The organism is Aeromonas sp. DNRA1, from assembly GCF_963888745.1.
In the GTDB taxonomy this organism is placed as follows: Bacteria; Pseudomonadota; Gammaproteobacteria; order Enterobacterales; family Aeromonadaceae; genus Aeromonas; species Aeromonas hydrophila.
Window position 1 is genome coordinate 52,146 of record NZ_CAWPKQ010000005.1, and the last position, 16,447, is coordinate 68,592.

The window sequence follows — 16,447 nt, forward strand, 5'->3', positions numbered from 1 at the left end:
AGTCCGAATTACTGTCTGGCATCGAATATCTCTCGGCCTATGAAACTGCTCTGGGGGAGGATGCCTGATGAAACGCCAGATCAACCTCTACGGCGCCGAGTTTCGGCCCAGACGGCAGTGGGCCAGCCTCAACCAGATGGCGCTGGTATGGGGCGGCAGCGTGCTGTTGCTGCTGTGCGTCGCCGGTGTCATCGCCTGGCAGCAACACGCTGTCGAGCGCGAGCTGGTACAGGTGCGGGCGGCGCTGGAGATCAAGCGCGGCGAAGCGCAGCGGCTGGATGCCGAGCTGGCCCGCCATCAGGCCGATGGCCTGCTGCAACAGCAGCTTGCCACCAAACAGGAGGAGCTGACCGCCAAGCAGGGCTTGATACGGCAGCTGGGCAGCCTGGCATTGCAAAAATCCCAGGGCTATGCCGGGCTGATGGCCGATCTGTCCCGTATCCGCGATCCGCAGCTCTCCTTGCAGCGGATCGAGATCGCCGACGGCTACGTCAACCTATCCGGCTTCGCCGGGCGCAGCCAGGATGTGCCGGCCTGGGTCAACCGTTTCAAGCAGACCCCGTCGCTGGCGGGCAAGCAGTTTGGTGAGCTGACGTTAAGCCGTGACAAGGAGGGCCGGCTAGCCTTCCAGCTCAGCGGCATCGAGCGGGAGAAGCCCTGATGAGCCTGAAAGAGCAGTGGCAGGCATGGGCCGACAAGATCGCCGCCCTCAGCCAGCGCGAGCGGGTACTGATCCTGCTGACCGGGGTGGTACTGGTCGGCGCCGTTGCCATTTATGGTTGGCTGGATGGTGCCGCGGTGCGGCTGGAGCAGGAGCGGCTGGCGCTGAGTACTGCCCAGCGGGATCTGGAGATCATGGATCTCGAGAATCAGGGCAAGCAGGCCAAACTGGCGCGGGATCCTGATCTGCACGTGCGTACCCAGCTGGCTCAGCTGGATGGCGAGCTGGGCAGGCTGGACGCCGAACTCAAGGCCCAGACGGTGGATCTGATCCAGGCCCACGAGATGCCGGCCGTGCTGGAGGCCCTGCTGTCGCGCTCCGCCAATCTGCACATGGTGGCACTCACGTCGCTGACGCCGGAGCCGCTGATGGCGGGAGAGCAGCGCATCAACCTGTTCAAGCACGGCATCCGGCTCAAGCTGGAGGGCGGCTATTTCGATGTGTATCAGTATCTCAAGGCGCTGGAGGGGCTGCCGCGCCACTTCTACTGGAAGCAGTTTGACTACCAGGTGCAGGAGTATCCCAAGGCGGTGGTGGAGATGGAGATCTACACCCTCAGCACCAGCAAGGAGTTTATCCGTGGCTAGATGGTTCCCCCTGTGGGCGTGTCTGTTCAGTCTGCTGGCCCAGGCGCAGCCCGAGCTGTTGCAGGACCCCACCGCGCCTTTGAGCGGCGCGACCAGCGGCGCCAGTGCAACCGGCCAGCGCGAGGCCGGTCTGCCCAGGCTGCAGAGCATCATGCTGGGCAATGGCCCGGCACTGGCGGTGCTCAACGGCAGCAGTTATCGGGTCGGCCAGCAGGTCGACGGTTATCGCGTGGTGGCCATAGGTGCAGATGCCGTGGTGCTGGAGAAGGGGGGCAAGCGCCAGTCGCTGACCCTGTTTGCCAGCAAGGTCCGGATCTGAACGCGCTCCACCCGGGATGGGCGGAGCCAGGTTTGTCGAGTTCAATTGCAAGTCAGGGTGCACTTATTACATGAAAAAACATCATCTCTGCCTGATCTCCGCCGCCGTGCTGACGGCAGGCTGTACCAGCTACCGGCACCCCGAACCCGTGCAGGCCAAGGACGCACTCAGGCATGCCATGACCGAGCAGAACAAGGGCGGGGCCCTGACCAGCGTACCCAAGTCGGTACAGAGCGAACTGCTGCAGCTCAATCGTCCACCCCAGGCCATCAGCATGCCGGAACCGCGGCTGCGTATTGCCGCCCACGACGTGGATGCGGTGGAGTTTTTCGGCTCCCTGTTCAAGGGCTCCCGCTACAGCGTGGCGGTGCACCCCGGGGTGGCGGGCCAGATCTCGGTCGAGCTCAAGGACGTGACCCTGACCGAAGTGCTGGCCGTGGTGGGCGACATGTACGGCTTCGACGTGCAGCGCAAGGGCAACGTGTTCCACGTCTATCCGGCCGGGCTGCGCACCGAGACCATTCCGGTCAACTACCTGATGATGTCCCGGCGCGGCCTCTCCCGCACCTCGGTCAGCACCGGCGGGGTGACGGCCAACGACAACAATGGCAACAGCAACAGCTTTGACAATGCCAACGGCAGTAACAACAGCACCAGTAACAGCAACCGCTCCTCCAACGGCAGCTCGAACAGCGACAGCAACGGCACCCGCATCGAGACCGACACCAACAGCGACTACTGGACCGATCTGCGCGACACCCTGCAGACCCTGATCGGCAGCGGCGACGGCCGCGCCGTCATCACCAGCCCACAGGCGGGCCTGGTGACCATTCGGGCCTATCCGAAGGAGCTCAAGGCGGTGCGCGAGTTCCTCAATCAGTCAGAGAGCCACTTGAAGCGCCAAGTGGTGCTGGAGGCGCGGATCCTGGAGGTGGCCCTCAACGAGGGTTACGAGCAGGGGGTAGACTGGAGTGGTCTCTCCGCCAGCTGGGATGGCAACAAGGGCATTACCGGCGGTGGTTCGGCAGCGCCTTCCCAACTGCCCACCACCCCCAACCAGATCTTCAGCGCCCTGGGCGGCGGGGCCGGCTTCAAGATTTCTGACGGCAACTTCAACGTGGCGGTCAACCTGCTCAAGACCCAGGGGGACGTGAACACCCTCTCCAGCCCGCGGGTGACGGCGACCAACAACCAGAAGGCGGTGATCAAGGTGGGGACCGACGAGTATTTCGTCACCAACGCCTCCACCACCATCACCACGACTTCCACGGGTACGGACAAAACTCCCAACGTGGAGCTGACCCCCTTCTTCTCCGGCATCGCGCTGGACGTGACGCCGCAGATCGACGAGGAGGGCAAGGTGCTGCTGCATATCCACCCCTCCGTCATCGACACCGAAGAGCAACAGAAGACCATCGACATGGGCACCTCGGGAGGGACCCTTCAACTGCCGTTGGCCAAGAGCTCGATCCGCGAGTCCGATACCGTGGTGCAGGCCAACAATGGCGACATCATCGTCATCGGCGGCCTGATGAAGACCGACAAGCAGGAGATCGTCAGCAAGGTGCCGTTGCTGGGGGACATTCCCTGGGTCGGCGAGGCTTTCACCAACCGCCGCGAAAGCACCAAGAAGGTGGAGCTGGTGATCCTGCTCAAGCCGACCGTGGTGGAGAAGGACACCTGGCAGAACGAACTGCAGCGCTCCTCCGAGCTGCTCGACAAATGGTATCCGCCCAAGGGCTGAGTCATGATCCTGGACCGGTTTGACCAAATGCCGGGGGCCATCACGGGCTCCCGGGCAGAGATGGCAGGTGATTGCCCATGTACCTGAACCACTTCGGTTTGCAGGAGGCTCCCTTCGGCCTCACCCCCAACACCGGTTTCTATTACGGGCTGCCCCCGCACGAGGAGGCGCTGCAGGTGCTCAACTGGGCGCTGGCGCAGGGGGAGGGCTTCATCAAGGTGACCGGCGAAGTCGGTACCGGCAAGACCCTGCTCTGCCGCAAGCTGCTGAGCGAACTGGGCTCCGAGGAGCGGCCGGTGCGGCTGGCCTGGTTGCCCAACCCCCACCTCAACCCGGCCGAGCTGCGCATCGCCCTGGCGCTGGAGCTGGGACTGGCGGTGCGGGATCAGAGCGAGCTGGACCTGACCGATCGTATCCATCGCCACCTCATCGCCTTGCACCAGCAGGGGAGCCGGGTGGTGGTGCTGATCGACGAGGCGCAGGCGCTGCCGGACGAGACGCTGGAGGCAATCCGGCTGTTCGGCAACCTGGAGACCGAATCAAGCAAGCTGCTGCAGATCGTGCTGTTCGGCCAGCCGGAGCTGGATACCAGGCTGGCCAAGCCCCATCTGCGCCAGCTGCGCCAGCGGATCGGCTTCTCCTACTGCCTGCGGTCGCTGCGTTTCGATGAAACCCGGGCCTACCTGGAGCACAGATTGCAGATTTCCGGTTATCGCGGGGCCCCGCTGTTTGGCGGCCGGGCGCTGCGCCAGCTGTGGCGCGCCTCGCGCGGCATTCCGCGACTCATCAACATACTGGCGCAGAAGTGCCTGATGCTGGCCTATGGCCAGGGGGCGCGCCAGATTGATAGCCGGCTGGTGCGGCTGGCTGTGCGCGACACCGACGATGCCCGCCGCTTCGTGCCGCGGCGCTGGTGGCCACTCGTGCTGCTGCTGGGTTGTGCCCTCGCCTATGGAGTCTGGCAATGAGCGTGATCAATCAGATGCTCAAGGATCTGGAACAGCGCCAGCAGGGGGGCGAGGGGGCCGTCTATGTGCCGCCCGTGCGCCAGCAGGGCTGGTGGATGCTGCTGCTGACCCTGATCTGCGGGCTGGCCCTTGGCATTCTGGGCTGGCGTACCTGGATCTACTGGCAGCAGAGCCAGCAGGTCGCCGAGGCCCGCCAGCTGCAGGCGGCCGGCGAGCCCAAACCGGACGCCATCGCCCGTGCGGTTCCCGTAGCGGTGCCGGCCAGTGCAGAACAGGAGCCGGTGGATCAGGTGGTGGCGTTGCCGACCCCGCGCCACCTTGCTGCCCCGCCTGCCGCCGAGCCGCAGGAGGCGCAGGAGAGTGCAGCCGATGACGCCGAGGTGGCCGCCATCGATGAGGAGGGGCCGAGCGACGAGGAGCTGCAACCCGATCTCTATGCCGAGCTCGCGGCGGAGCAGGAGGCCCCCGCGGCCGCGCCGCGCAAGCCCGGCGTGCTCAAGATAGAGACGGTCAACCTCTCCGAGGCCGAACTGGCCACCCTGGCCGAGCGCAAGGCCACCACCGCCATGGCCAAGGGGCAGCTGCGCGATGCCCAGGACAACTACTATCAGGTGCTGGCCCACGATCCCCGCAATCAGGGAGCGCGCGAGCAGCTGGCGGGTCTGCTCTACGGCGAGGGTCGGCTGAGCGAGGCAAGCCAGTTGCTGGAAGAGGGGCTCAGATTCGATCCCGAACAGGCCGATTTCCGGCTGCTGCTGGCGCGGCTCGCCATCAGTAGTGGCGATCAGCTCAAGGCGCTCGGCTGGCTGACCGGCCATCGACCGGATCTGGCCAGCAATCTGGATTATTACGCCACCTGGGCCGGGCTGAGCCAGGAGCTGGGTCAGCATGCCGAGGCGGCGGATCTTTACGTGAAATTGTTGCGCCAGCAGCCGGATCAGGGCCGCTGGTGGCTCGGGCTCGGGGTGGCCGAAGATGGCCAGGGCCACAGCCAGCGGGCGCTGGATGCCTATCGCAATGCCCAGTTGCACGGCAACCTGGGCGAGGCGTCGACCAGCTGGCTCGAACAGCGGATTGCCCAGCTCGCCCCCTGACGGGCGGCCGGGATCACTTTTTTGGAGTTTGCATGGCACAACCCAGACTGAAAATGCGCCTCGGCGACCTGCTGGTACAAGAGCAGATCATCTCGGATGATCAGCTGCAGCTCGCCCTGCAGCAGCAGCGTCAGACCGGCCGCAAGCTGGGCACCACCTTGATCGATCTCGGCTTCATCAGCGAGGTGCAACTGCTGCAGTTCCTCGCCCGTCAGCTGGATGTACCCTTCTTCGATCTCAACAACCTCACCATAGATGCGTCGGCGGTGCCGCTGCTGCCGGAAGTGCAGGCGCGCCGCTACCGTGCGCTGGCGGTCAACCTCACCGACAACAAGGTGACGGTAGCCATGTCGGATCCGGCCGATTTGAGCGCCCTCGACGCCATCGCGGCGCTGCTGCGCCCGCGGGAGATGGGGCTGGCGGTGGCGCGGGAAGGCCAGCTGCTGGAGTATTTCGACCGCCTCTATCGCCGCACCCGCGAAATAGAGAGCTTCGCCGAACAGCTGCACGAGGAGTATCAGGACGCCGGCTTCGAGCTGGGTTCCAGCAATCTGGGGGCAGGTGATGAGGGGGAGGCGACGGTGGCCAAGCTGCTGCGCTCCCTGTTCGAGGATGCGGTGCAGGTGGGGGCTTCCGATATCCACATCGAGCCGGACGAGAAGGTGCTGCGCATTCGCCAGCGTATCGACGGCATCCTGCACGAGAACATCCTGAGCGAGGTGCGTATCGCCCAGGCGCTGGTACTGCGCCTCAAGCTGGTGGCCGGCCTCGATATCTCCGAGAAGCGGCTGCCGCAGGATGGCCGCTTCAACATGAAGGTGCGCGGCCGCGACGTGGATGTGCGGATGTCGACCATGCCGGTGCAGTACGGCGAATCCGTGGTGATGCGGCTGCTGGACCAATCTTCCGGCATCCTGTCGCTGACCGAGACCGGCATGCCGCCGGAGATCCTGACCCGCTTCCGGCGTCAGCTCAAGCGACCCCACGGCATGATCCTGGTGACAGGGCCGACCGGCAGCGGCAAGACTACCACCCTCTATGGCGCCCTCTCCGAGCTCAACCAGGCCAGCCAGAAGATCATCACGGTGGAAGATCCGGTGGAATACCGGCTGCCCAGGGTCAATCAGGTACAGGTCAATCCCAAGATCGGACTTACCTTCTCCCACGTGCTGCGCTCTACTTTGCGTCAGGACCCGGACATCCTGCTGGTGGGCGAGATGCGGGACAACGAAACGGTGGAGATCGGCCTGCGCGGCGCCATCACCGGTCACCTGGTGCTGACCACGCTGCACACCAACGATGCGGTTACCAGCGCCCTGCGTCTCATCGACATGGGGGCCCCGGGCTATCTGGTGGCGAGCGCGCTGCGGGCCGTGGTGGCCCAGCGGCTGGTGCGGCGGGTGTGCGAGCACTGCGTCGAGGAGAAGGCGCCGGATGAAGGCCAGGCCACCTGGCTGACCGTGCTCTCCGGCGAAGCGCCGGGCCAGCACGTCTATCACAAGGGGCGCGGCTGCCAGAGCTGCAACTTTACCGGCTATGCCGGCCGGATCGGGGTGTACGAGCTGCTGGAGCTGGATCAGCCCATGATGGACTCCCTGCGTCGCAACGACGCCGAAGGGTTTGCCAAGGCGGCCCGCCAGCACCCACACTACCGGCCGCTGGCGCTGACCGCGCTCGATTACGCTCGCCAGGGGATCACCTCGGTGGATGAGGTACTGCGGCTGGCGGAGGACCTGGGGTAAGTGATGACCAACTTCATCGGCAATGAACACGGCCGGTTGGCGCGAGGCGCACCATGAGCAGCTTTGCCTACAAGGGGCGCGACAGCCAGGGCAATGCCGTCAGCGGCGTGGTGGACGCGGCCACCGAGATGGCTGCGGCCGAGCAGCTGATGCGCCGCGGCGTGATGCCGACCGAGTTGAAGCCCGGCAAGGCGAAGGCGGCCGCCCTCGACTGGTCCCTCTTGCTGGAGCGGGGCGTGCGGCTGGACGAGCTGGTAGTGTTCAGCCGCCAGATGTATGCCCTGACCCGGGCCGGCATCCCCATCCTGCGCGCCATCGCCGGGCTGGAGGAGAGCGCCCACAGCAAGCCGCTCAAGCGGGCGCTGCACGCGCTGGGAGAGGATCTGGGCAACGGCCGGCCGCTGTCGAGCTCGATGCAGGCCCACCCAAGGGTGTTCAGCAGCCTGTTCGTGGCCATCATCCACGTGGGGGAGAACACGGGTCAGCTGGAAGAGGCGTTCTTGCAGCTTGCCAACTATTTCGAGCTGGAGCTGGAAACCCGCAAGCGGATCAAGACCGCCATGCGCTACCCCAGCTTCGTGCTGATTGCCATCGGCATCGCCATGGTGATCCTCAACATCATGGTGATCCCGGTCTTTGCCGGCATGTTTGCCAAATTTGGCGTCGAGCTGCCGCTGGCTACCCGGATCCTGCTCGCCACCTCTCACTTCTTCGTGCACTACTGGTGGGTGATGCTCGGTGTGTTGCTGGCCATGGTGTTCGGCTGGCGGCGCTGGGTGAGCACGGTCAAGGGCAAGCTGACCTGGCACAGATGGCAGCTCAAGTTGCCGATCGTCGGCTCCATCATTGAGCGCTCTCTGCTGGCCCGCTTCGCCCGCAGCTTCTCCATGATGCTCAAGGCCGGGGTGCCGCTCAACACGGCGCTGAGCCTGGTGGCCGATGCGGTGGACAACGCCTGGATGGCGGGTCGGATCCGCGACATGCGGGCCGGCATCGAGCGGGGCGAGAGCCTGCTGCGCACCGCTGGCAGCAGCGGCCTGTTCACCCCGCTGGTGATGCAGATGATCGCGGTGGGGGAAGAGACCGGCCAGGTCGATGATCTGCTGCACGAGGCGGCCGAGTATTACGAGCGGGAGGTGGATTATGACCTCAAGAGCCTTACCGCCCGGATCGAGCCGATCCTGATCGGGATCGTGGCGGTCATGGTATTGATCCTGGCGCTGGGCATCTTTACGCCGATGTGGGACATGATGCGTGCGGTGCGTGGCAAGTAAGCCGGGATCTTTACCGTCACTGAGGTGGGGCATGATGCGTGCGGTGCGTGGCAAGTAAGCCGGTATCTTTACCGTCACTGAGGCGGGGAGTGGATAGGCTGCAGAGCGTGGAGCGAGATGGGTGAGTCGACAGTCACAACAGGATGATCACTGGCTGGGGAGCTATCGGCGGCTGGCCGTGGGGATCCTGTTGCTGATCATGGTGGCGACCCTGGCTCGGAGCTATCTTGTCCACCGGGAGGAGGCGCTGGCCGTTAGCCTGACCCTGCTGGGGGAGCAATTTGCCGAACGCGCACAAAGGCTGCATGGGCTCTGGCTCGATCAGCGGCGTCCCGCCGTGCTGCATGCCGATGGGATGGCCTGGCAGTTTGATGAGCGTGGCTGGCCACTGGGTGCCGGTACAGCGATGACGCCGTCGGAAAACTGCCGCTGGTTGTGGGAGCAACTCATCGGTACCACGGCGTCGACCCAGCCGCCGGTGCAGGCCCTGGCGAGCCTGGATGGCGAAGGGTGCCAGTTCGGCTGGGAGAATAATTGGCTGATTTATCAATTTTCTGACGGCAGAGTGCAGCAAAAGCCCTGAATGAGGCTTATTTTGCGATTCAGTTAAATGATTTTTTTATATCTGCATGAAATAATGCGGGTTATTACGGAGGGTCCATGACAACAACGCGACTGGTACCAAGATATTCCGGTGTGGCGAGTCCCCATCGGGCAGCGGGTTTCTCGTTGATCGAGCTGGTGATCGTCATCGTCATCCTGGGGATCCTGGCGGTCACCGCCTTGCCCCGCTTTCTCGATGTCACGGACGAAGCCAAGAAAGCCAGCGTGGAGGGGGTCTCCGGCGGGTTTGCCACCGGCGTGTCGCTGGTGCGGGCTCAATGGGAGGCCGAAGGGCGCGCCAAGCAGGACAGCCTCAACACCGTGCTGTATGACGGTTCACGCTTCTATCTGACCACGCCGACCGACACCCAGGTCAGCAACGGCGAGCTATCCCCCGGCTATCCCATGGATACCTCGGCCGGTGGCGGCATCGACGTGGATCCGGCCAACCTGACGGCCCCGCGCTGTCTCAAGATTTGGGAGGGTCTGCTGCAGAATCCGCCCAAGGCTACCGCCAGCTTCAGTGAGGTGCGTGGTAGCGGCAATGACCTGAAATACTATGTCAGTGTGACCAATAACGGCCTGGACTCGGTCTGCCGCTACTATCTGGTCAATAGTTTGAGTAAGGGTAGTGATGGCAAGTATCAGGATCCGCAAGGCAGTACTGATGCATTCATGAGTTTTAGTTACCGTCCGGCTTCCGGTCAGGTGACCACCAATATCAATTGACAGAGGAAAGCAATATGAAAAAACAGGCGGGTTTTACCCTGATCGAACTGGTCATCGTGATCATCATTCTGGGTATCCTGGCAGTGACCGCTGCTCCCAAGTTCCTGAATCTGCAGGATGACGCCAAGACTGCAGCTGCAAGTGGTGTGTTAGCGGCAGTACAGAGCTCCTCTCAGCTGGTGTACAGCAAAGCCGCTCTGAATGGTGTTGAAACTGCACCATCTGCATCCATTTCCAGCTCTGATGGTACCGACATCAATGTCGTATATGGTTACCCAGACGCTTCCACCAATGGTATTGCTAAAGCCGTCACTATTGATGGTTCTTGGCAAGGTGTCTCTGGTGCAAGCAAGACTTTCCGCTTTGCTCCGACAGATGCAAAAGAAAAGTCTGATTGTGTCCTGTATACCGAAGCTACTGCATCAACACCGGCGACAGCTGCTCTTGGCAAGTTGAATGCAAGCAAAGAGTGTACTCCCAATACCTGATAGCTCTAATGAATGCGGGGGGAGTGTCCCCCGCATTTTTTGACCAGTATGAAGAGGCTATGTCGTCAGCAACCAAGGGCTTTACCCTGATTGAACTGGTTATCGTGATCCTGTTGCTGGGGATTCTGGCCGCCTTTGCCGTGCCCAAATTGCTGGGCAAAGGCGGCTTTGAAACCCAAACCCTTCGTGATGAACTGCTGACCAGGCTACGGCTGGTGCAGACCATCAACATGCATGAACCCGCCGATCGCTGTACCCAGCTGGTGGTGCAGGCTTCCCGTTTTGCCCATATCACGCTGGCGGCGACCGGCACTGGCTGTCCAGCCCCCGACCCCATGGCTGGCTGGAGCGACAATCAGCGCACCCGTGGCCGCCTTGTGACCCCTTCCGCCGGTATGGCGGTTTCCCTCAATAACGCCAGCAGTTTCGTGATCCGTTTTGATCAGATGGGAAGACCGCTCGGCAGTTGTGCCACGGGTTGTACCCTGCAGGTGAGCGATGGCCGCGAAACCGGCCGCATCAAGATAGAGTCCGAGGGCTATATCCATGAGAGCCCCTGAGCGCGGTTTTACCCTGATTGAGCTGATCGTCGGCATAGTGCTGCTGGCGGTGGCACTGACCGGCATCCTGGGGCTGTTGATCAATCAGGCTCCCCAGGCGGTGGACCCGGTGCAGCAGGTGCGTGGTGCCCAGCTGGCCCAGCGCCTGGCGGGCGAGATCCAGCAAACATCGTTCGATGAGCTGTCGGATCACAATGGCGGCCGCTATCGCTGCGGTGAGACGGTGGCTGGCGTCACCATCCCCGCCTGCTCGACCCACTATGGTCCAGACGGTGAAGCCACCCCCTACATGTTCAACGACGTGGACGATTTCGATACTGCCGGCAGCTGGAAAGCTGCCAGCTTCTACACCCAGAGCGACGGCATCATCGCCAGTGACGAGTATCGCAACTATCAAGTCAGGATTACGGTGAGCCCGGTGGATTTCAGCGATGGCAACTTCAAGAACTGTGCGTCGCCCTGTTCGGTGGGCAAGCGCATCGATCTGCAGGTGCGGCTGCCTGACGAGAGCGTGCTCGACTTCTCCTTCTATCGGGGCAACTACTGATGCGGACGCCGGGCGGTTTTACCCTGATCGAACTGGTAATGGTGATCCTGCTGCTGGGGATCATGGCCACCTTCGCCAGCCAGTTCATCGGCATAGGTACCCAGATCTACGGCGATGCCAGTAGCCGAGAACAGCTGATGAGCGATGCCCGCTTCGCCATGGAGCGGCTCAACCGCGAGGTGCGCGATGCGCTGCCGGGTTCAGAGCGGATTGAAACCCTGGATGGCAGCTGGGATGACAGCGGTCCCTGCCTGCGTTTCTGGCCCATCAGCACCTCCAGCCGCTATCTTGCTCTCAACCGAGCCCAGTCCGGCAGTACATCTACCCTGGAACTGGTGATGGCGACTCCTGCCTCGGCCGTCGATCCCATGAGTCAGGATGCTAATGCGGTCAAGGTAGGGGACCTGATGGTGGTCTTCCCGCTGCCGACGTCAGCAGCCGGCTCGCTGGTCAATGGCTGTGAATATGGCCGCTGTGTCGCCAGAGTCACCGAGGTACTGGCGCCGGTATCGGGGGCGCAGACCGTTCGCTATATCAGTGGTGAGACCCTGGCCGGGATCTCGCCCGGCAGCCGGGTTTATTTTGCCAATCAACAGGTACGCTACTGCGTGGAAGGCAGCACGATGACGCGAGCCAGTGCCGCGATCGGGGCCCCTGTTGCAACGGGTGTGCTGATGGCCGAGTCGCTTCGTGCCGGCAACTTCTATCGAGAGGTCTCGGCCTTCAATGCTGAAGGGGCCTTCGGCGTGCGGCTGGTGTTCGAACGAAAGGGCGAAGCGGTCACCTTCAACCACAAGCTGGGGGTCTTCAATGTTCCCTGAGCGGCGTCAGAGCAAGAAGATGGGGGGCAGTGCCCTGATGATCGCTCTGTTCGTGATCGTGGTGATGGCCATGTTGGCGGCAGCCATGGGGCGCTTTTTGCTCGACAGCAGCGAGAAGAATACGGTGGAGGTGCGTAGCGTGCGTGCCTTGTTAGCGGCCCAGAGCGGGCTGGAAGTGGCGCTCTATCGACTGTTCCCAAATCGACAGGCAGCCCAGCCACCTGCGATGTGCGAGCTCAGCAAGACGATCAGCTTCACCGGCAATCCGGGGCTGGTCGACTGCCAGGCGGTGGTGCAGTGCCGCACCGTGACCACTACCTACAACGGCGTGACGAGCACCGGCTACCGGCTCGAGAGCGTTGGTAGCTGTGGCGACGACAATCTAGATGGCGCCAGTCCAGACTTCAGGGTGAGCCGTACCCTGATGGTCGAAGCGTATGACGGAGGCTGATGATGAAATGGTTGTGGGCGCTGGCCCTCTTCACTAGCCAGGTCTGGGCGTTCGATCCCATCGATACCGGCTCGCTCTTCCCGGCCGTGGTGCAGGGCCACCATGGTGACAGCAGTACTGCCTGCTACCAAATAAACGGCTACCAACTGGGCCAACTCAACAACGCCAAGATCAATGGCAGCGGCGGGCTGCCACTCAACTTCTGCTCCATCCAGCCGGATCAGAACAACACGCGGCGCTGCGACGACGGCGCGGGTGGCTACAAGGTCTGTACCGTCACCGGCAGCGACGTTCGCGGACTTACCTTGAGCAGCAGCAACAATAAATTTCCGACGATCACTACCAACAATGATTTGACTTGTACTTCTGGCTCGCAGACTGGATCTGGCGCCTCTTACCGTACTGTGTTGTTAGATAACTGCACCCTGACATTCCCTAGTCGTAGCGAAACCCAGATAAAGACGCTCACCCTGCGTAACAAAGCAACATTGATATTGGGCAGTGGCGACTATTTTATCGACAAACTGAATATCGACAACGTCACCATTCGCTTGTCTGGTAGCGGCATTACTCGAATTTTCGTCAATCAGGACGTTACCTTTTTCAATACGGTCAGCGTCAACAGCAATAACCAAGGCAGCCTGATCTGGGTTAATTACGGCAATATGGTGCTGGATAATGGCACCACGTTTTACGGTTATCTCTATAGCGACAATAAATTGACCATGAATAACTATGCCGCTGTTTATGGTCGTGTCACGGCCCGTTACTTGAGCATGGATGCCCAGTCCAGCATCAACGAGGCAGTGTTGCCGCCCATGCTGACCTGTTTTGCCGATGGTTTTGACAGCGCCCAGATCAACCCGGACAGCTGGGTGGTGGCCCAGCGCAACAACAGCACCCTGCCATCGGTACAGAACGGCCGTCTGCGCCTCACCCAGAACATTACCGATCAGGCCACTTCGGCCACCTTCCAGCGCCTCTTCCCGGGGGCCGGCAACCTGGTGACGGTCGAATTCGATCAATACGCCTACAAGACTTCCGGCACGAGCGGGGCGGACGGCATGGCGGTGGTGCTCTCGGATGCCACCCTGACGCCGCAACCGGGGGCCTTTGGTGGCCCGCTGGGCTACGGCTACAAGCCCGGGAGCAGCGGCTTTGCCGGCGGCTGGCTCGGGGTGGGGCTCGACGAGTACGGCAACTATGCCAACGAGGGAGGGAGCAACAGCCCGGGCTCCCGGCCGCAGGCGGTCTCCATCCGTGGTTCGGGGTCGGGCACCTCGGGTTATCGTTATCTGACGGGGACGGCCAGCAACCTGAACCCGCCCGTCGACAGCGGTACCAACAGCAATCGTCCCCATCGCTATCGCATCACGGTCGACTCCCGCTCCGCAGGCAACTCGCTGGCCACCGTCGAGCGGGATACCGGCGCGGGCTACAGCACCCTGGTCGGCCCCATCAACATGACGAGCCAGATCGGTCAAGCGGCGGTGCCGGCCAATTTCCTGCTCTCCCTGACCGGCTCCACCGGTTCAGTGACCAACTTCCACGAGATAGACAACGTGCGGATCTGCGCCCTGCGCTCCAACCCGGTGGGGGTGCAGATCGACCACTTCCAGCTCGATCACTCGGGTCAGGCGCTGACCTGCAATCCGGAGACGGTGACGATCAATGCCTGTGCCGATGCCGCTTGTACCACACTTATCAAAGATCCGGTGACCGCGACCCTGAGTCTTACCCCTACTTCTGTCAGCAATGGTTGGATTGGCGGCAATACGGTGACCTTCAGTGGTGGTTCTACGACCGTTCAACTGCGCAACAACACCGCCACTGCGGTCACCATAGGGGTATCCGGTTCGGTCCCGACTACCAAGCCGTTCAGCACCACCTTGTGCAAGGCTGGCGCCGGGATGCCCAGTGCGGCTGCCTGCACCCTGAGTTTTGCCGATAGCGGCTTCTTCTTTGATGTGCCAGACACCTACTCGAACCAGCCGCAAACGGTGGCCATCAAGGCGGTCAAGAAGAGCGATTTGACCAAGCTGTGTGTGCCGGGGTTTGCCAATCAGAGCAAGAGCGTCAAGTTCTGGAGCAGCTATGTTTCGCCGGTCAGCAATAGCTTCAACAGCGGAATGAGCGTCAACAACACCCTGATCGGCTCCAGCCAGGGTAATGCCACCGCGTTTTCCCTCAACTTCGATGCCCAGGGACAGTCGAGCATCACGGTCAAGTATCCGGATGCCGGCAAGGTCCAGCTGGATGCTCGCTACGACGGCACGGGCAATGAAGCGGGGCTGGTGATGCTCGGTTCGGATCAGTTTGTGGCGCGTCCGGTCGGCTTGTGCATTACACCCCTGCAAGGCGTCTGCGCGGCAGGGGACAGCAGTTGCCCGGTGTTCAAGAAGGCGGGAGACACCTTCCAGGTAGATATCAAGGCGATGGCTTGGGAATCGGCCAACGATAGTGATATCTGTGCCGGAAATCAGACCACGCCCAACTTTGTCCTGCCCAAGATTGCCCTGGGCAGCACCCTGGTTGCGCCAAACCCCGGTACCAATGCCGCGGTGGGAACGGCTACCTATAGCCATGTTCCCGCGAGCAACAGCCTCAACAGCGTCACCCAGACGGTGAGCGAGGTGGGGGTGTTCAGGATGACGGCGACGCCACCGGTGGCAACGCCGCCAGAGGGAAGCACTGTATCTACGGGTTATTTCGGCTACACCATCCCTCCCGCCAGCAGCGCGCCAGTGGGACGCTTCGTACCCTGGGACTTTAATCTGGTCAGCGGAGACATAGTGCCGGCCTGCAATGTCTTCTCCTATATGGGCCAGCCCTTCGGGGTTGCGCTGGATGTGCTGGCCCGCAACGTGGCGGGTGGCCAGACCCAGAACTATACGGGTTCGTTTGCCAAGGGTAGTGCCTATCTCTCGGTTGCCAACAACAAGGATGGCAAGTCTCTTTCTAACCGGTTGCGCAGCCTGCCGTCGCTGCCATGGCTCAATGGCCGGGCGGCGTTGGCGGCCGGCAGCAGCGAATTTGTTCGCCTCTCCGATACCCAGCCGGATGGCCCCTACAAGTCGCTGCTGTTTGGCCTCTATATGCGGGACAACGATGGCGACAGAACCTTGATTGCCAGCCCCGACTTCAACGATGCGGTGGCCGGCAATTGTAGCGGCGGCAGCTGTAATGCCCGGCTGATCGACAGCGTGCCGATGCAGGTCTATTTCGGTCGCCTTCTGGCGGGGACGGGGGCGGGTCTTGCCTCTGCGCCGCTGGCCGTGCCTTTCCAGCTGCAGTATTACGAGGCGGGCAACTGGCAGTTGAACAAGCTGGACCAGTGCACCCAGTTCTCTCTGGCCAATCAGGGCTTCACTTTCCTCAATCCGAGCCATGTCTTTGATGCGGCCAGCCGCGACCTGAGTCTGGGGAATAATCGCAAGATCCGGCTGGGGTTGGGGAGTTCGGCACCGGGCGGGGCTTCTGCACAGGCAACAGATGGCGAGATCCTGTTCCAGTTCGCTAGGCCAGATATCTCGGTGCGCATTCCCTACCGGGTCGATTTGAGCAAACAGCCGTCACAATCGCTCTGGTTGTCTGATCCGGCCACCCTGCAAGGTGAGGCCATCTTCGGCTCCAGCCGGGGTAATGACAGAATTATTTATCGGCGCGAAGTGATGCACTGAGCGGGGAGTTGGGGCGGATCAGTCAACTTCGCCCCCCTATCCCCTTGTTTATTAGCGTTTGTCGGCTTGTGCGGGTGAGTGATGACTCGCATTTTTGTCGCGCCCGATGGGTTGGCGAC

General features: G+C 62.2%; 16 protein-coding genes. All 16 read left to right on the forward strand.

The annotated features are described in order from the left end of the window. The first annotated feature begins 67 nt into the window (after positions 1 to 67). The 16 genes from mshI1 (at position 68) to AACQ43_RS16265 (ending at position 16,328) form a co-directional block, all read left to right on the forward strand. Positions 68 to 661, forward strand: a complete 594-nt coding sequence (gene mshI1 / locus AACQ43_RS16190; protein ID WP_168967882.1) for an MSHA fimbrial biogenesis protein MshI1 — start codon at positions 68 to 70, stop codon at positions 659 to 661. Continuing rightward, positions 661 to 1,308, forward strand: a complete 648-nt coding sequence (gene mshJ / locus AACQ43_RS16195; protein WP_168967883.1) for an MSHA fimbrial biogenesis protein MshJ — start codon at positions 661 to 663, stop codon at positions 1,306 to 1,308. The genes mshI1 and mshJ overlap by 1 nt, the downstream gene beginning before the upstream one ends. After that, the gene (gene mshK / locus AACQ43_RS16200; RefSeq protein ID WP_016349155.1) at positions 1,301 to 1,627 is read left to right on the forward strand and encodes an MSHA fimbrial biogenesis protein MshK; all 327 of its coding nucleotides are present in this window, start codon (positions 1,301 to 1,303) and stop codon (positions 1,625 to 1,627) included. The genes mshJ and mshK overlap by 8 nt, the downstream gene beginning before the upstream one ends. 70 nt (positions 1,628 to 1,697) lie before the next feature. Then, positions 1,698 to 3,371, forward strand: coding sequence for a pilus (MSHA type) biogenesis protein MshL (mshL, locus tag AACQ43_RS16205; RefSeq protein ID WP_146062004.1), 1,674 nt, complete (start codon positions 1,698 to 1,700; stop codon positions 3,369 to 3,371). Positions 3,372 to 3,448: 77 nt separating this feature from the next. Beyond that, positions 3,449 to 4,339: an MSHA fimbrial biogenesis protein MshM gene (gene mshM / locus AACQ43_RS16210; protein ID WP_168967884.1), complete on the forward strand. Its 891-nt coding sequence runs from the start codon at positions 3,449 to 3,451 to the stop codon at positions 4,337 to 4,339. Then, on the forward strand, positions 4,336 to 5,433 hold the full coding sequence (gene mshN, locus AACQ43_RS16215; RefSeq protein ID WP_168967885.1) for an MSHA fimbrial biogenesis protein MshN: 1,098 nt from the start codon (positions 4,336 to 4,338) through the stop codon (positions 5,431 to 5,433). Before mshM ends, mshN begins: the two co-directional genes overlap by 4 nt. A 32-nt stretch (positions 5,434 to 5,465) precedes the next feature. Then, positions 5,466 to 7,175 (forward strand): MSHA fimbrial ATPase MshE, encoded by a 1,710-nt coding sequence (mshE, locus tag AACQ43_RS16220; protein WP_011704368.1) that lies wholly within the window; start codon positions 5,466 to 5,468, stop codon positions 7,173 to 7,175. 53 nt (positions 7,176 to 7,228) lie between these two features. Then, on the forward strand, positions 7,229 to 8,449 hold the full coding sequence (gene mshG, locus AACQ43_RS16225; protein ID WP_168967886.1) for an MSHA fimbrial biogenesis protein MshG: 1,221 nt from the start codon (positions 7,229 to 7,231) through the stop codon (positions 8,447 to 8,449). A 121-nt stretch (positions 8,450 to 8,570) separates the two neighbouring features. Further along, the gene (locus AACQ43_RS16230) at positions 8,571 to 9,032 is read left to right on the forward strand and encodes a hypothetical protein (protein WP_168967887.1); all 462 of its coding nucleotides are present in this window, start codon (positions 8,571 to 8,573) and stop codon (positions 9,030 to 9,032) included. A 77-nt stretch (positions 9,033 to 9,109) separates the two neighbouring features. After that, positions 9,110 to 9,781 carry an MSHA fimbrial major subunit MshB gene (gene mshB / locus AACQ43_RS16235; RefSeq protein ID WP_017408812.1) on the forward strand — a complete coding sequence of 224 codons (672 nt, stop codon included), beginning with the start codon at positions 9,110 to 9,112 and terminating at the stop codon, positions 9,779 to 9,781. Positions 9,782 to 9,795: 14 nt separating this feature from the next. After that, complete coding sequence (locus AACQ43_RS16240; protein WP_168967888.1) at positions 9,796 to 10,269, forward strand: prepilin-type N-terminal cleavage/methylation domain-containing protein; 474 nt, start codon at positions 9,796 to 9,798, stop codon at positions 10,267 to 10,269. Between the two features lie 59 nt (positions 10,270 to 10,328). Then, entirely contained in the window at positions 10,329 to 10,829 is a 501-nt protein-coding gene (locus AACQ43_RS16245; protein ID WP_168967889.1) for a prepilin-type N-terminal cleavage/methylation domain-containing protein, read from the forward strand. Next, positions 10,816 to 11,376 carry a type IV pilus modification PilV family protein gene (locus tag AACQ43_RS16250; RefSeq protein ID WP_168967890.1) on the forward strand — a complete coding sequence of 187 codons (561 nt, stop codon included), beginning with the start codon at positions 10,816 to 10,818 and terminating at the stop codon, positions 11,374 to 11,376. The genes AACQ43_RS16245 and AACQ43_RS16250 overlap by 14 nt, the downstream gene beginning before the upstream one ends. Then, positions 11,376 to 12,197 (forward strand): MSHA fimbrial biogenesis protein MshO, encoded by an 822-nt coding sequence (mshO, locus tag AACQ43_RS16255; RefSeq protein ID WP_168967891.1) that lies wholly within the window; start codon positions 11,376 to 11,378, stop codon positions 12,195 to 12,197. Before AACQ43_RS16250 ends, mshO begins: the two co-directional genes overlap by 1 nt. Then, on the forward strand, positions 12,187 to 12,648 hold the full coding sequence (locus AACQ43_RS16260) for an MSHA biogenesis protein MshP (RefSeq protein WP_076361682.1): 462 nt from the start codon (positions 12,187 to 12,189) through the stop codon (positions 12,646 to 12,648). Before mshO ends, AACQ43_RS16260 begins: the two co-directional genes overlap by 11 nt. Beyond that, entirely contained in the window at positions 12,648 to 16,328 is a 3,681-nt protein-coding gene (locus tag AACQ43_RS16265) for a DUF6701 domain-containing protein (RefSeq protein ID WP_282434313.1), read from the forward strand. Before AACQ43_RS16260 ends, AACQ43_RS16265 begins: the two co-directional genes overlap by 1 nt. Positions 16,329 to 16,447 lie beyond the last annotated feature (119 nt).

Excerpts from the sequence above, each read along its gene's own strand:
- mshI1 (WP_168967882.1), top strand. The coding sequence starts at position 68 with ATGAAACGCCAGATCAACCTCTACGGCGCCGAGTTTCGGCCCAGACGG.
- mshJ (WP_168967883.1), top strand. The coding sequence starts at position 661 with ATGAGCCTGAAAGAGCAGTGGCAGGCATGGGCCGACAAGATCGCCGCC.
- mshL (WP_146062004.1), top strand. The coding sequence starts at position 1,698 with ATGAAAAAACATCATCTCTGCCTGATCTCCGCCGCCGTGCTGACGGCA.
- mshM (WP_168967884.1), top strand. The coding sequence starts at position 3,449 with ATGTACCTGAACCACTTCGGTTTGCAGGAGGCTCCCTTCGGCCTCACC.
- mshN (WP_168967885.1), top strand. The coding sequence starts at position 4,336 with ATGAGCGTGATCAATCAGATGCTCAAGGATCTGGAACAGCGCCAGCAG.
- mshE (WP_011704368.1), top strand. The coding sequence starts at position 5,466 with ATGGCACAACCCAGACTGAAAATGCGCCTCGGCGACCTGCTGGTACAA.
- mshG (WP_168967886.1), top strand. The coding sequence starts at position 7,229 with ATGAGCAGCTTTGCCTACAAGGGGCGCGACAGCCAGGGCAATGCCGTC.
- mshB (WP_017408812.1), top strand. The coding sequence starts at position 9,110 with ATGACAACAACGCGACTGGTACCAAGATATTCCGGTGTGGCGAGTCCC.
- AACQ43_RS16240 (WP_168967888.1), top strand. The coding sequence starts at position 9,796 with ATGAAAAAACAGGCGGGTTTTACCCTGATCGAACTGGTCATCGTGATC.
- AACQ43_RS16245 (WP_168967889.1), top strand. The coding sequence starts at position 10,329 with ATGTCGTCAGCAACCAAGGGCTTTACCCTGATTGAACTGGTTATCGTG.
- AACQ43_RS16250 (WP_168967890.1), top strand. The coding sequence starts at position 10,816 with ATGAGAGCCCCTGAGCGCGGTTTTACCCTGATTGAGCTGATCGTCGGC.
- mshO (WP_168967891.1), top strand. The coding sequence starts at position 11,376 with ATGCGGACGCCGGGCGGTTTTACCCTGATCGAACTGGTAATGGTGATC.
- AACQ43_RS16260 (WP_076361682.1), top strand. The coding sequence starts at position 12,187 with ATGTTCCCTGAGCGGCGTCAGAGCAAGAAGATGGGGGGCAGTGCCCTG.
- AACQ43_RS16265 (WP_282434313.1), top strand. The coding sequence starts at position 12,648 with ATGATGAAATGGTTGTGGGCGCTGGCCCTCTTCACTAGCCAGGTCTGG.